The sequence below is a fragment of the Micrococcus antarcticus genome, assembly GCF_044872765.1.
In the GTDB taxonomy this organism is placed as follows: Bacteria; Actinomycetota; Actinomycetes; order Actinomycetales; family Micrococcaceae; genus Micrococcus.
Genome location: NZ_CP085253.1, coordinates 2,014,994 through 2,029,057 on the forward strand (window position 1 = coordinate 2,014,994; position 14,064 = coordinate 2,029,057).

General features: G+C 72.8%; 11 protein-coding genes and 1 riboswitch. Of the genes, 8 read left to right on the forward strand and 3 right to left on the reverse strand.

Annotated features, from left to right (window positions below; all coding sequences use genetic code 11):
- Positions 1–175: 175 nt before the first annotated feature.
- Complete coding sequence (gene acs / locus LG274_RS09495) at positions 176–2,284, reverse strand: acetate--CoA ligase (RefSeq protein WP_404464128.1); 2,109 nt, start codon at positions 2,282–2,284, stop codon at positions 176–178.
- A gap of 193 nt (positions 2,285–2,477) precedes the next feature.
- Here acs and LG274_RS09500 point away from each other — a divergent pair, with 193 nt between their 5' ends.
- The 7 genes from LG274_RS09500 (at position 2,478) to LG274_RS09530 (ending at position 9,790) form a co-directional block, all read left to right on the forward strand.
- Positions 2,478–3,752: an acyl-CoA dehydrogenase family protein gene (locus tag LG274_RS09500; RefSeq protein ID WP_298710501.1), complete on the forward strand. Its 1,275-nt coding sequence runs from the start codon at positions 2,478–2,480 to the stop codon at positions 3,750–3,752.
- A 202-nt stretch (positions 3,753–3,954) separates the two neighbouring features.
- A riboswitch (SAM riboswitch) is annotated at positions 3,955–4,046 on the forward strand.
- A 153-nt stretch (positions 4,047–4,199) separates the two neighbouring features.
- On the forward strand, positions 4,200–5,006 hold the full coding sequence (locus LG274_RS09505) for a methionine ABC transporter ATP-binding protein (RefSeq protein WP_404464130.1): 807 nt from the start codon (positions 4,200–4,202) through the stop codon (positions 5,004–5,006).
- A gap of 1 nt (position 5,007) precedes the next feature.
- Positions 5,008–5,673: a methionine ABC transporter permease gene (locus LG274_RS09510; protein ID WP_298710497.1), complete on the forward strand. Its 666-nt coding sequence runs from the start codon at positions 5,008–5,010 to the stop codon at positions 5,671–5,673.
- Positions 5,674–5,919: 246 nt separating this feature from the next.
- On the forward strand, positions 5,920–6,690 hold the full coding sequence (locus LG274_RS09515) for a MetQ/NlpA family ABC transporter substrate-binding protein (RefSeq protein WP_298710495.1): 771 nt from the start codon (positions 5,920–5,922) through the stop codon (positions 6,688–6,690).
- A gap of 141 nt (positions 6,691–6,831) precedes the next feature.
- Positions 6,832–8,244: an LLM class flavin-dependent oxidoreductase gene (locus LG274_RS09520; protein ID WP_404464133.1), complete on the forward strand. Its 1,413-nt coding sequence runs from the start codon at positions 6,832–6,834 to the stop codon at positions 8,242–8,244.
- A gap of 53 nt (positions 8,245–8,297) precedes the next feature.
- Positions 8,298–9,023, forward strand: a complete 726-nt coding sequence (locus LG274_RS09525; RefSeq protein WP_404464135.1) for a Tat (twin-arginine translocation) pathway signal sequence — start codon at positions 8,298–8,300, stop codon at positions 9,021–9,023.
- Positions 9,023–9,790, forward strand: coding sequence for a hypothetical protein (locus tag LG274_RS09530; protein ID WP_298986484.1), 768 nt, complete (start codon positions 9,023–9,025; stop codon positions 9,788–9,790). The genes LG274_RS09525 and LG274_RS09530 overlap by 1 nt, the downstream gene beginning before the upstream one ends.
- A 73-nt stretch (positions 9,791–9,863) precedes the next feature.
- On the opposite strand, the gene LG274_RS09535 is transcribed toward LG274_RS09530, so the two are convergent.
- Both LG274_RS09535 and LG274_RS09540 read right to left on the reverse strand, forming a co-directional pair.
- Entirely contained in the window at positions 9,864–10,268 is a 405-nt protein-coding gene (locus LG274_RS09535) for a YtxH domain-containing protein (RefSeq protein ID WP_298986486.1), read from the reverse strand.
- A gap of 131 nt (positions 10,269–10,399) precedes the next feature.
- On the reverse strand, positions 10,400–12,961 hold the full coding sequence (locus LG274_RS09540) for an HAD-IC family P-type ATPase (RefSeq protein WP_404464138.1): 2,562 nt from the start codon (positions 12,959–12,961) through the stop codon (positions 10,400–10,402).
- A gap of 247 nt (positions 12,962–13,208) precedes the next feature.
- Here LG274_RS09540 and LG274_RS09545 point away from each other — a divergent pair, with 247 nt between their 5' ends.
- Positions 13,209–14,027: a DUF4397 domain-containing protein gene (locus LG274_RS09545; RefSeq protein WP_404464140.1), complete on the forward strand. Its 819-nt coding sequence runs from the start codon at positions 13,209–13,211 to the stop codon at positions 14,025–14,027.
- The last annotated feature ends 37 nt before the right edge of the window (positions 14,028–14,064 follow it).

The window sequence follows — 14,064 nt, forward strand, 5'->3', positions numbered from 1 at the left end:
CGGGGAACGGCCGCCAGTCTATGGGGGCGGGCGGGCCCCCGCCCCGTGACGGTTCCGGACGGGGGTGAGAGGCTGACGTCGTCATCCTCGATCCGCGAGTCGGCCGGGCCCGCGGGCTCGCCCTCCTCCGAGATCCAGTCCGCGAACGCGGACCTCGCCGGCGAGAGCGGGGCGGTCAGGCGCGGGCGGCCAGCACCTCCGCGATCTGCCCGACGCACCACTCGTTCTGCAGGCTCGTGGTGTCCCCGAGGCGGTCCCCGGTGTGCAGCTGCGAGAGGAGGCGCCGCATGATCTTGCCCGAGCGCGTCTTCGGCACATCCGGGACGAACACCACCTCGCCCGGCTTGGCCACCGGGCCGATCATCCGGCCGACGTGCCGGCGGAGCTCCTCGGCGCGCTTCGCCGCGACGTCCTCGCCCCCGTCCGCGAACGCCGTCGCCCACTCCCGGCTCGGCACGACGAAGGCCACCGCCGCGTGTCCGGTGCGCTCGTCGGGCACGGGGCACACGCCCGCCTCCACCACATGGGGGTGCGCCACGAGCGCCGACTCGATCTCGATCGTGCTCAGCCGGTGCCCGGAGATGTTGATGACGTCGTCGATGCGCCCGAGGATCCAGACGTCGCCGTCGTCATCGGTCTTGGCGCCGTCTCCGGCGAGGAACCAGCCCTGCTCCGCGTAGTCCGCCCAGTAGGAGCGGAAGTACCGTGCCGGGTTGCCCCACACCGTGCGCGCCATGGACGGTGAGGTCCGGGTGACCACGATCTTGCCCTGCAGGTGCGCGGACACGGGCGCGCCGTCGTCGTCGACCACGGCCACGTCGACGCCGGGCAGCGGGCGGGAACCGCAGCCCGGCTTGAACGTGGTGTCCGTGGGGCGGGGGGAGATGACGGTGGAGCCCGTCTCGGACTGCCACCACGTGTCCACCATGGGCACCGGGGTGCCGGTTCGCTCGAGCCCGGCCCGGCCGATCTGGGTGCGGGCCCACGCCCACGCCTCGGGATTCACGGCCTCGCCCACGGTGCCGATCAGGCGGATGGACGCGAGCGAGGGGCCGCCGGCATCCTCCGCCGGGATCCCGTCCGGGTGCCAGCCCATGAGCGAGCGGATGAGCGTGGGCGCGGTGTAGTAGCTGGTCACACGGTAGCGGTCGATCACCTCGAAGTGACGGCCCGGATGTGGTGCATTGGGCACGCCCTCGTAGATCACCTGCGTGACGCCGTTGGAGAGCGGTCCGTAGATCTCGTAGGTGTGGGCGGTGACCCACGCGAGGTCAGCGGTGCACCAGTGCACGTCGTCGCCCCGGCGGGACACGTCCGGGTGGGAGAAGAGGAAGTCGTGCGTCCACGAGGCCGCGGCGAGGTAGCCCGCCGAGGTGTGCACGAGACCCTTGGGCTGCCCCGTGGTGCCCGACGTGTACATGATGAACAGCGGGTGCTCGGCCTCGAAGGCGCGCGCGGCGTGGGTGGCCGGCTGGCGGTCCACGACGTCGTGCCACCACAGGTCCCGGCCGGCCGTCCACGCGATCTCTCCCGGTCCGGTGAGGCCGCAGCGGTCCACCACGAGCACGTGCTCGACCTGGTTCTGACCGGCGACGGCGGCGTCTGCGTTCTCCTTGACGGGCACCACCTTCCCACGGCGGTGCTGGCCGTCCGTGGTGACGAGCAGCTTGGCGCCGGTGTCCTCCACGCGGAAGCGCAGCGCCTCGGCGGAGAAGCCCCCGAACACGAGGGAGTGCACCGCGCCGATGCGCGCGCACGCCAGGGCGATGACGATCGTCTCCACGATCACGGGCAGGTACACGACGACGCGGTCGCCGGCGGTGATGCCCAGCTCCTCGAGCGCGTTCGCCGCGCGGGCCACACGGCGCTGCAGCTGCGCGTAGGTGACGGCGCGGCGGTCGCCGGGCTCGCCCTCGAAGTACAGGGCGACCTTCTCCCCGCGCCCCGCCGCCACGTGCCGGTCCACGCAGTTCACGGCCACGTTCAGGGTGCCGTCCTCGTACCAGCGGATCTCCGGGCCGCGCTCGGCGGCCGGGTCCGGGGCGGTGAGGGAGTGCGTCCGGGTGAAGTCGCGGTCCCACGTGAGGCGCCGTCCGACGGCCTCCCAGAAGGCGAGCCGGTCCGCCTCGGCCACCGGACGGCCCGGGTGCACGTCCGGGTCGGCGGCGTCCACGACCTCCCGCGGCAGCGGGCCGGGCAGCGTGGCGAGCGCGGCGGCGGGGACGCCGTCGTTCGGGCGGCGCACCGGATCGGCGGGGGAGGCTGCGGGGACGGACGCGGTCACGGGAGGGAACCTCGGTTCGGTCGGGGGTGTGGCGAGCGCAAGCGGCGGGCGTCTCGGAGGAGCCCGGGCTCGGTCCTCGAGCGTACGAATCCCCGCGGCCGCCCCGCCCGCCCCGCGTCACGCAGGGCCGGCCGCCGCCTGCCGCGCCGCCGGCTGCCCGGCACCCCCGGGGCGCTCTGGAAGAGTGGTGCCCATGCAGAGCCCCGCCGCCGACCACGCATCCCTCTCCGCCGAGTTCGCCGAGGTGTTCCACGCCGCCGCCCAGGGCGAGCGGGCCCGCGAGGCCGGGCGCCACCTGCCCTTCGTGGCGCAGCAGCGGCTCCAGGAGGCCGGGCTGGGGAAGGTCAGCGTCCCGGCCGAGTTCGGCGGGCGCGGAGCCGGGCACGAGACGGTGCTGCGCCTGCTGGCCGACCTCGCCGCGCGGGACGTGAACACCGCACACCTGTGGCGTTCGCACCTGGTGTTCGTGGCCGCCGTCGACGACCAGCCTCAGCGCCTGAGGAAGGCCTGGATGCCTCACGCCGCCGCGGGGGAGTGGGCCGGCTCCGCCCTCGCGGAGCGCGCCGGATCCGGGGCCGCGCCGGGCCGGGCGGCGGCGCGTGCCGCCCGCGACGAGGGCGGCACGTGGGTGGTCACGGGCCACAAGTACTACGCCACGGGCTCGGCGTTCGCGCAGTGGACCATCGTCACGGTGGGCGTGGACGGGGCCGACCTCGTCTCCCGACGCAACTCGAAGCGGGCCGGCGGCGCGGTGCGCGAGCCGGAGCGGGCGATCGCGGTGGTGCGCGTGCGCCAGCCGCGCGTGCGCATCAAGGATGACTGGGACGGATTCGGCCAGCGGCTCACCGCCACCGGGTCCGTGGTGCTCGACGGCGCGGCCGCGGAGGACCTGCTCGAGGTGCCGCGTTCGCACGGGCCCGTGCCGGTGCTCGAGGAGGCCACGCTGCTGGCCCTGCAGGTGGGCGTGGCCCGCGCGGCCCTCGACGAGGGCGTGGCCCTCCTGAAGGCCCGCACCCGAACGTTCAACACCGGCACGGCGGACCGCCCGCAGCAGGATCCGCAGCTGCTCGAGATCGTGGGGCGCATGGCCGGGCAGGTGAGCGCGGCTCGGCTGCTCGTGCGCGAGGTCGGGAGGGCCATGGACGCCGCCGCGGCGTGGGACGCGGCCCATCCGGACGACGTCGAGGGCGAGGTGAGCGCCCGCCTGTGGGACGAGGCGATGGACGCGGCCTACCGGGCTCAGGCCGTGGTGCCGGACTTCGTCCTCGAGGTCTGCACCCGGATCTTCGACACCCTCGGCGCCTCCGCGACCTCCACCGAGCTGCAGCTGGACCGCCACTGGCGCAACGCCCGCACCCTGGCCACGCACGATCCTGCCGTGTTCAAGGTCCGGATGGTCGGGGACCGCCTGGTCAACGGCGCGGCCCCGGTCGCGTACACCTCCGCCGGCGAGGTCCCGGAGGACTGAGCGCGGCGGGGTCGGCGGGCACGGTGGCCCCACCACGACGACGGCGGCGCACCCGGGCGGGGGCGTCGCCGTCGTCGTGGTGGGGGCGGTCCTGTGACGACGTGTGCGCGGCGCCGAGATCCCCCACGGCCCTGGCGGCCGCGATGCGTCCTCGCCGGTCGGCCCGGCTGTGAGGCGCGGGGCCGGTGTGATGAAGTCATTGCACCCATCCAGAGCGGCCGAGAGATCTGGCTCGACGACGCCGCAGCAGCCCGCCCGTACGGACCAGGGTGCTACCGCCAGAACCGATGGAGGAATGCATTGATCTCACTTCGCCATGTCTCGACCACCTTCACCCGGGAGGCCTCTCCGCGGCGGGCCCGGCCTGCCTCGCCGGCCGCTTGGCTGCGCCGACGGAACGCCGTGGTGGTGGACCCGCCGTCGTCGTCCGGTGCATCCTTCACCGCCGTGGACGACGTCTCACTGGACATCCCGGCCGGGGCTATCCACGGCATCATCGGCTTCAGCGGCGCCGGGAAGTCCACCCTTCTGCGCAACATCAACCTCCTGCAACGTCCCACCGCCGGCGAGGTGTGGTTCGATTCCGAAGAGCTCACGGGCCTCTCCGAGGCCGAGCTACGGATCCGCCGTCATGAGATCGGGATGATCTTCCAGGGCTTCAACCTCGTGCACAACCACACCGCCTTGGGCAACGTCGAGCTGAGCCTGAAGTTCACCGGCGAGCGCAATGCCCGAAACCGACGGAAGCAGGCACTGGAGGCGCTCGACCTGGTGGACCTGGCGGACAAGGCGTCCTCCTACCCCGCGCAACTCTCCGGAGGGCAGAAGCAACGTGTGGCCATTGCCCGTGCGCTGGCGACGCGCCCGAAGCTCCTCCTGTGCGACGAGCCGACGTCCGCCCTCGACCCCTTCACCACGGCCACGGTGCTCCAGTACCTGGCGGACATCAACCGTCAGCTGGGCATCACCGTGGTGATCGTGACCCACGAGATGGAGGTCATCAAGGCGTTGGCCGACGACGTGTCCGTCATGGAGGCCGGGCGCGTGGTGGAGAGTTTCAGCGTGGAGGACCTGTCTTCGGGACGGTTCATACCCACCACCTCCATCGGCGCCTACCTGGTGTCTGAGGGCATCCACCTCGACCGGGCTGGACGCGGGCACACTCCACCCCCGGAGCCCCCGGCCGAGCGCCGAGACGGCCCCCTGGACGCCGCGCCGAGCCTGCCCCTCCTGGCCGGGGCGGAGGTGGCCTGAGATGGAGCGCATCGTCGAACTCCTGCCGGAGCTCACCGTCGCCCTGGGCCAGACGCTGCTGATGATCGCCGTGGCCATCCCAGCGGCCGTGGCCCTGGGCATTCCGCTCGGCGTGTGGCTCTTCACCCATGCGCCCGGCGGCATCTCCCCGTCGCCGCGGGCGCATCGCCTCGTCTCAGGCCTGGTGAACGTGTTCCGTTCCTTCCCGTTCCTGATCCTGCTCATCGCCATCATCCCGTTCACCCGCCTGGTGGTGGGGACAACCGTGGGAACCGCCGCGGCGATCGTGCCCCTCACCGTCAACGCGATCCCGTACTTTGCCCGGCTCGTGGAGCAGAACATGACGCAGCTCGGCGGGGGAGCCGTCGAGGCGGCAAGCGCGATGGGGGCGACGCGCGGCCAGATCATCCGCAACGTCCTGCTGGTCGACGCACGCCCGGCACTCATCGGATCGATCACCATCACCATGGTCAGCTTCATCTCGTTCTCCGCCATGGTCGGACTCGTCGGCGGCGGTGGCATCGGCGATTTCGCCATCCGATACGGCTATTACCGCTACGAGACGGAGGTCATGGCGGTGGCCATCCTCGCCATGCTCCTGCTGGTCACGGCGGTCCAGTTCGTCGGCGGCCGGCTGGTCCGCCGCACGGACAAGCGCCTGGCCTGATCTGTGTGCGCGGTGCACGCGCCCCTTTTCACGTACGCCACTCTCCCGCCCGAGATCGCCCCCCCCGTGCCCTTGCGGCCTCATCGAAAGGTAACCCCCATGCTCCTGCACGCCCACTCACCGTCGTCCAGGCCCACCCGCCGCCGTGTCCTCCAGGGGCTGGCCTTGACGGCCTTCGCAGGTCTGTCCTCCACCGGTTGCGGATCGTCCCAGGAGGCCGGCGCCACTCCGGACAGGAAGATCTCCATGATCGTCACGGAGTCCGCCCCTTACCAAGAGCCCACGGAGCTTGTGAAGAAGAAGCTCGCGGGCCAGGGGTGGACGTTGCAGACGACGTACGTGACGGACATCATCCAGCCCAACAACACCGTCCAACAGGGCGAGTATGACGTGAACTTCTTCCAGCACCTGGCCTACCTGAAGCAGTTCAACAGGGACAACGGCACGGCCGTGGAGCCGCTGTTCTCCGTCTACTACGGACGCAGCGGCCTCTTCTCCCTCACCCTCGACTCCTTCGACGACCTGCCGCAGGGGGCCAAGATCTCCATCCCGGTGGACACCTCCAACAACGGCCGTGCGCTCCAGCTGTTGGCAGAGGCGGGTGTGATCGAGGTCGATCCCGACAAGCCGGTGACCCAGCTGTCCCAGCGCGACATCACGTCCAATCCGAAGAAGGTCGAGTTCGTCGAGGTGGACCAGCAGTCGCTCGCCCAGACTCTCCCTGACGTCGCCGCGGGCTTCGGGTTCGTCCGCCTCATCGCGGAGGCGGGGTACGACGTCGACGAGTCCACCTTGATCCTGGAGGACGACCCGGGGGTCCAGCTGCCGTTCTCCGTCGTCGTCGCTGCCAAGGCGGACTTCCGGGACACCGAGGCCGCACGGGTCCTGCAGGAGGCCTACCACTCTCCGGAGGTCCAGCAGTGGTACGCCGACTACGAGGGAGGAGTGGTGGCCTACACCGGTGAGGTCACCCTGGAGAACTCCGCTCAGGTCTGGAAGGAGTTCTCGTCCGAGTGATACGTGGCGGGCCTGGCACGGCGCGTCACATGGGGGCGGCCGGGCCGTGGCAGAGCCGGGCACGACGGCGGCATGACGCCCGCCGCCGTCGTGCCGTCACACGATTTCCCACAGCGTCGGGGCACTGCATTGACTGGCGCCATGACCACCGAGCATGCCCACAGCGCACCGTCCGTCACCCCTCGTCAGATCCTCTTCAACGCCTTCGACATGAACTGCGTGGCCCACCAGTCGCCGGGCCTGTGGCGCCATCCGGACGACCACGCCCGCGACTACAACACGCTGGGCTACTGGACGCACCTGGCCAAGACCCTTGAGCAGGGTCTCTTCGACGGCCTGTTCATCGCGGACGTGCTCGGCCCCTACTCCGTCTACGGGGGCACCTCCGAGGCCGCCATCCGCACTGGTGCGCAGACCCCGGTCAACGACCCGTTCCTGCTGGTCTCGGCGATGGCCGCCGTCACCGAGCACCTCGGCTTCGGGGTCACCGCCGGCACCGCCTACGAGCACCCGTACCCGTTCGCCCGCCGCCTGGCCACGCTGGACCACCTCACGGGCGGCCGCGTGGGCTGGAACGTCGTCACCGGCTACCTGCCCTCGGCGGCCCAGAACATGGGCCAGGACGACCAGATGGAGCACGACGAGCGCTACGAGCACGCGGACGAGTACCTCGACGTCGTCTACAAGCTCCTCGAGGGCTCGTGGGAGGACGACGCGGTGGTCTACGACAAGGAGACCGGCGTGTTCGCGGACCCGGCCAAGGTCCACGACATCGCCCACGAGGGGACGTGGTTCAAGGTGCCCGGCCATGCCGTGACCGAGCCCTCCGCGCAGCGCACCCCCGTGATCTACCAGGCCGGCGCCTCGACGCGCGGCCGCGCCTTCGCGGGCAAGCACGCCGAGGCGGTCTTCATCAACTCCCCCACGAAGGAGCTGGCCAAGGCCACCACCGCGAAGATCCGCCAGGCCCTGGTGGACGCCGGCCGTGACCCGTACGACGTGAAGATCTTCGCGATGCAGACGATCGTCACCGGGGCCACCGACGAGGACGCGCGGGCCAAGTACGACGACCTGGCGCAGTACGTGGACCCGCTGGGCGGCCTCGTGCTCATGTCCGGCTGGATGGGCATCGACCTGTCCCAGTACGACCTGGACGAGTCGATCGGGGACGTGAAGTCGAACGCCATCCAGTCCACCGTGGAGACCTTCCAGAAGGCCTCCGGCACGGACGAGGAGTGGACCGTGCGCAAGCTCGCCGAGTGGGTGGGCATCGGCGGCTTCGGCCCGGTGATCGTGGGCGGCGGCGCATCGGCGGCCCGGCAGCTGGCCGAGTGGGCCGACGAGACGGACGTGGACGGCTTCAACCTGGCCTATCACATCACCCCCGGGACGTTCGAGGACGTCGTGGAGCACGTGGTGCCCGAGCTCCAGCGTCTGGGCCGCTACAAGACCGCGTACACGGACGGCACGCTGCGCCACAAGCTCTTCGGTCGTGGCGACCACCTCCCGGAGGGCCACCACGGGGCGTCCTTCGCGCTGCGCCGTCGTCGGTAAGGTGAGGCGCGAGGACCGCGGGCCCACCCCGCGGCCGCACCGAGGAGGAGAACATGCACCGCAGACGTGCCGTCCACGCGGCGGGACTGGGGCTCATCGGCGCCCTGGCCCTCGCCGGGTGCGCGTCGGATCCCCAGCCCGCGGGTGAGGCCTGGAAGCAGGCCCGCACCCAGCTCGACGAGGCGGAGTCGGTCCGCCTCTCCACCGCGTACACCACGGGACGCCAGGGCCCCAGCGTGGTCACGTGGGACATCGCCGGCACGCTCGACGGCGGCAACGCCACCTCGACCGCCACCATGGGAGTGGGGGAGGACTCCCGCATGGTCGTGGACACCCGCACCGTGGGCGAGGACGTCTACGCGCGCGTCAGCACGGAGGGCGAGGACGTCCCCGCGCAGGTGCGCGCCGCGTACGGCGACGACGGGTGGAAGCGCCTCCCCGCGGACCAGGCGCAGGCCCAGGCGAACCCGCTGCGCACCGAGCTGGACCGGATCGCCCTCCCCGCCGCGGACGCCCTCGAGGGTGCGGACGTGGAGCCGGAGGAGGTCGAGCTCCAGGACGGCCACGCCCAGCGGTACGCGGTGCCGGCCGACGTCGCGGGCGCGGCCCAGGCCGCCGCGGGCGAGGGCGAGCCCGTCCGCGTGCGCTCCTTCACGGTGGATGAGGACGGCTCCCTCGTGGGCCTGCAGGTGGAGGCCGCGAACGCCCTCCAGCAGTACGAGCTCAGCGACTGGAACGCGATCGACCCGGCCGAGGTGCCGGAGGAGGTGTCCGAGTGATGCGTGGCGACCTGATGAAGCGGCGCGGCGCGCGCCGGGCCCTCCCGCTGGCCGTCCTGGGGACGGGGGCGGCCCTGCTGCTCTCGGGGTGCGGGGCTGACGGCGGCGACGCCCCCGAGGCGTGGGCGAAGGCCCGCACCCAGCTCGAGCAGGCCGACTCGGTCCGCATGGTCACCGAGCTGCGCTCCGGCGCGCAGACGTCCGCCGGCGCCACCGTGCCGGACTCCACGGACATCTCCGGGCCGACGTCGGGAGAGGCCTTCCGCTACGTGAGCGAGTTCCGCGACGGCGCGTACACCACGCGCGACGAGAGCCGCACCGTGGACGGGCGCACCTACTCCCGCTTCACGCTCGAGGAGCGCGGCGGCGTGGCCGGGGAGGACCCCGAGTACGCCGAGAAGTGGACCGCGGCCAAGGCCACGGGCGACCCGTCCGCACAGGGCATGGGGGCCATGGTGGACTCGCTGCTGGCGGCGCTGCCCGCCGGCGACGGCCTGGACGGCAAGGAGGCGGACGCGGACACCCTGCGTCGCAGCGGCCAGGACGCCGTGCGCTACGTGCTCGACGTGCCGGCGAGCGGGGAGGGCGGCGGCGTCGCGCTGCGGGCCTTCACCGTGGCCCAGGACGACGGCGAGCTGCTGACCGTGGAGACCGAGTCCGCGGGCACCGGGGCCGTCACCACGTTCTCCGAGTGGAACGCCGTGCCGCCGATCGAGGCGCCGGCCGAGGACGCGATCGCCGAGCCCGCCGCGGCACCCGCGACCTGACCCTCGACGACGCGACGCGGCCCGCCGCCCCGGAGGGGGAGGCGGGCCGCGTCGTCGGTCCGGGGTGCGCGGGTCAGCGGGCCGTGGGGCCCTCGTCGCCGAGCGCGGTGGAGGGATCCGAGATGAAGTCCGGATCGGCGCCGGTCGCGTTGGCCGCCTGCACGTTGTCGTTGTTGGACTCGGTCACGCGCTGGTCGGCGAAGGAGTCCTCCGAGCGGCTCGCGCGGTCATCCCCCTTGAGCGCGTCCTTCTCACCCGCGCCGACCTTGGCGGCGAGGTCCTGGACCTTGTCCGAGTTCTTCACCTCGGCGAACTTCTGCTGAGCGGTCTCCTGCACGTGTCCCACCTTCTCCTGGGTCTTGGGGTCGTTCCAGAGCTTCTGCGCGTTCTGGGACATCTTGTCGAGGTTCTGGCGGCCCTCGCCGGAGGCGAGGAAGTAGCCGAGGGCGGCACCGAGGCCGAGAGTGAGCCAACGCATGGTGTTCTCCTTCTGTGTCGATCGGGTGGATCCGCATCGCCGCGCCCGGCCCCGAGAGGGATCGGATCGCGACGACATCGGGTCCCACTCTCGACCCCCGGCGCGTTCCGCGTCAACGGTCGAGCCGCGATTCAGCCGCGGCCTGTCGCGGAATCCGCGGGGTCCATGGCCCGTGCGGCCGGGTCCACCCGGCGCCGGTGGACCTGGTGGACCGCCTCGATCCCGGCGCACGCGAGGACGCCGAACCCGAGCGCGGCGGCGAGCACGTCCGGCGTCGGGAGCTCGAGGAGGTGGTACCAGCGGGAGGCGGGCACCAGGAGCGTGACGGCGAGCAGCGCGTACATCGCGCCGATCAGCGCGGCCGTGGCGCGCGTGAACGGCCGGGCCATGGCCGCGAGGACCCACAGGCCGGCGAGCGTCAGGGTGATCATGGCGGCGGCCTGGGCCTGGGGCGCCGGGACCTCGGCGCCGCGCGTGCGCAGGAACCAGCCGAGCGCGAGCATCGACGCCAGGATGACCGTGCCGCTGGGCAGCGCGAACCCGAGCGCGCGCCCGAGGAAGCCGGGGACGTAGCGACGGGCGTTGGGCAGCAGCGCCAGGAAGAACGTCGGGGCGCCGATCATGAGGAAGTCCACCGTGGACGCCTGGCGGGGCAGCAGCGGGAACGGCCAGGCCAGCAGCGAGAAGACGACGCCGAGCAGCAGCGCGTAGGTGGTCTTCGTGAGGTAGATGTGGGCGAGCCGCTCCATGTTCGCGATGACCTGGCGGCCCTCCGCGAGCACGGCGGGGAGGCGGTCGAAGCGCCCGTCCAGCAGCACCATGCGGGAGACCGCCTTCGTGGCGGGGGCGGCGTTGCCCATGGCGATGCCCAGGTCGGCGTGCTTGAGCGCGAGGGCGTCGTTGACGCCGTCGCCGGTCATGGCGACCACGTGGCCGTCGGCCTGGAGGGCCATGACCATGGCCTTCTTCTGCTCGGGGCTCACGCGGCCGAACACGTCGTGGGTGCGGAGGACCTCGCGCAGGGCGTCCTGGTCCTCGGGCAGGGTGCGGGCGTCGACCGCGTCGCCCGCCAGCTCGACGCCGACCTGCCGGGCCACAGCGCCCACCGTGCGGGGGCTGTCGCCGGAGATCACGACGATCTGCACGCCCTGCTCGCGGAAGAAGTCGAGGGTCTGGCCGGCGTCGGGGCGGACCTTCTCCTCGAAGGTGAGGACGGCGTGAGGGCGGCGGCCGGCGGGCAGTTCCTCGCCCGCGGGAGCGTCGGCCGAGTGGCACAGGAGGATCGTGCGCAGCCCGCGGTCCGCGGCGGCGTCGCACTGGGCGCGCACGGCGGCGTGGTCGGCCTCGCCCAGGTGGGCCGCGTCCAGCAGCGCCTCGGGGGCGCCGAGGAGCCAGGTGCCCTGGAGACCGGGAATGTCCGCGTCGGCCTCCGGGCCGAACGCCACGGAGGACCAGCGCCGGGCGCTCGAGAACGGCACCGCCGAGGCGGGGGCCGCGGACGGAGCCGAGGGGAAGGGCTCGCGGAGGGCGACCGCCGTCGGGTTGCCGTCCACGTCCGCGCCGAACCAGGCCAGGGCGGCGCGGGCGCCGGGGGCGAGGTCCGACGTCGTGGCGGCGGGGTTCACGGAGGCGGGCGAGCCGGCCGTTGAGGCGAGGTGGGGCGCGGAGGCGGGGCGGGAAGCGAAGGCGGGACGGGAGGCGCCGTGGAAGCGGATGCCGCCCTCGGTGAGCGTGCCGGTCTTGTCGAGGCAGACGGTGTCCACGCGGGCGAGCACCTCGACGGCCGGCTGCTCCTGGATGAGGACCTCGTGGCGGGCGAGCTTGAGGGCGGCGACGGCGAAGGAGATCGTGGTCATGAGGGCGAGGCCCTGCGGGATCATGCTGGTCACGGCCGCGACCGAGGCGATGAGCGCCGGCTCCAGCGCGGCCTCACGGGGCGCGCCGAGCGCGTGCCCCCAGCCGCCGACGGCGCGCATCTGCCCGTTCACGATCACCGCGACGATCGGCACGAGGGCCACGGTGAGCCAGCGCGCGACGGTGTTGAGCCCGTCGCGGAGCTCCGAGTGGATGGCGCGGAAGGCGCGAGCCTCGGCGCCGATGCGGGCGGCATGGGACCCGGGTCCCACGGCGGTGGCGAGCACCAGGCCCGTGCCCGCGACGACGGCCGAGCCCGAGAGCACGGCGTCCCCCGGGCGCTTCGGGACGGGGTCGTTCTCGCCGGTGAGGAGGGCCTCGTCCAGGTCGAGCCCCTCGGCGGTGAGGACCTCGCCGTCCACCGGCACCTGGTCGCCGCGGCGCAGCACCACGACGTCGTCCCGCACGATGTCCGCCACGCGCACCGGGACGCGCTCGCCGTCGCGGACCACGATCGCGTCGTCCTGGTGGAGGAGGGCGATGCGGTCCAGCGTGCGCTTGGCCGAGTACTCCTGCACGACGCCGATGACGACGTTGGCCACCGCCGCGAGGCTGAAGAGGAGGTCGAACCAGCGCCCCAGGAGGATGACGACGAGCGCGCACAGGCCGATCGCGAGGTTGAACAGCGTGAGGACGTGCACCCGCAGGATGGTGCCGAGGCTGCGCGACGTGTCTCGCGGCTGGGCGTTCGTCAGGCCGGCGGCCGTCCGCTCGGCCACATCGACGGCGCTGAGGCCGCGGGGCGGGGCGGTGGGGAGGCTCGCGGGAGGGGTGTGCACACGATGAATCTACGGGGCGGGCCTGGGGGGCACATCCGCCCCAGGTCGGAGCTCCTTCAGTTACGACGAACCCTGCGCAGTGGGACCTATCCGGGCTGGATAGGCCCCACTGTGCAGGGCTCGTCATCGGAGGGGAGGAAATCTTCTGCAACGGATCGAGCGCGGCGTCGGTAGTCCTGGTGTGAGCGCATTCCGCGCCTCGCCCCGCCTGCCGCGTGCAGGACCCTCGACGAACAGGAACGACACCATGCGCAAGTCCCTCCCGGCCGCCGTCACCGCCGCCATCGGCATCGCCGTCCTCGCTCCCCTGTCCGCCGCGGCCATGGACGCCCCGTCCGGCGCCGAGCTCTCCGTGCTGCACGCCGTGCCCGCGACCCCCGTGGACGTCTACGTCAACGGCGCCCTCACCCTGGACGACTTCGAGCCCGGGGACCTCGCCGGTCCCCTGGAGCTGGCCGCCGGCGACTACAAGGTCGCCATCACCGCCGCGGACGCCATGGACGACTCCGCCCCGATCCTCGGTCCCGTCACGCTCACCCTCGCCGACGGCGGCGACTACACCGCCGCCGCCCACCTCGACGCCGCCGGCAAGCCCACGGTGACCGCGTTCGAGAACGACACGACCGCCGTCGCCGCCGGCGAGGGCCGCCTCACCGTGCGTCACATCGCCGCCGCGCCGGCCGTGGACGTCTGGGCGGGCAAGGACGTCGTCGTGCCCGGCCTCGAGAACCCGGACGAGGCCTCCCTCGATGTGCCTGCCGGCACCGTCTCCGCCGCCGTGTCCGTGGCCGGGACCACCGACCCCGTGATCGGCCCCGCCGACGTCGAGGTCAAGGACGGCGTCACCACGATCGCCTACGCCTGGGGCTCCGCCGCCGACGGCACCCTGGCGCTCGCCACCCAGGAGGTCGCCGCGAGCCACAGCGCGCCGGGCTCCGTCCCGGCGGGCATCGACGTCGCCCCCGCGCAGGCCCCCACCGGGATGCTGGCCGCCGCCGGTGCCGGCGCGGCCGCCCTGGTCGCCGGCGCCGTCCTCATGACCCGCCGCCGGGCGGCCCGTGCGTGATGAGTCCTGCGGGCGGGGTCCCTCCCGCCCGGGGATG

Bases quoted from the DNA above. Each gene is read 5' to 3' on its own strand.
- LG274_RS09510 (WP_298710497.1), top strand. From the start codon at position 5,008: ATGGAGCGCATCGTCGAACTCCTGCCGGAGCTCACCGTCGCCCTGGGC.
- LG274_RS09520 (WP_404464133.1), top strand. From the start codon at position 6,832: ATGACCACCGAGCATGCCCACAGCGCACCGTCCGTCACCCCTCGTCAG.
- LG274_RS09500 (WP_298710501.1), top strand. From the start codon at position 2,478: ATGCAGAGCCCCGCCGCCGACCACGCATCCCTCTCCGCCGAGTTCGCC.
- LG274_RS09530 (WP_298986484.1), top strand. From the start codon at position 9,023: ATGCGTGGCGACCTGATGAAGCGGCGCGGCGCGCGCCGGGCCCTCCCG.
- LG274_RS09545 (WP_404464140.1), top strand. From the start codon at position 13,209: ATGCGCAAGTCCCTCCCGGCCGCCGTCACCGCCGCCATCGGCATCGCC.
- LG274_RS09515 (WP_298710495.1), top strand. From the start codon at position 5,920: ATGATCGTCACGGAGTCCGCCCCTTACCAAGAGCCCACGGAGCTTGTG.
- LG274_RS09535 (WP_298986486.1), bottom strand. From the start codon at position 10,268: ATGCGTTGGCTCACTCTCGGCCTCGGTGCCGCCCTCGGCTACTTCCTC.
- LG274_RS09525 (WP_404464135.1), top strand. From the start codon at position 8,298: ATGCACCGCAGACGTGCCGTCCACGCGGCGGGACTGGGGCTCATCGGC.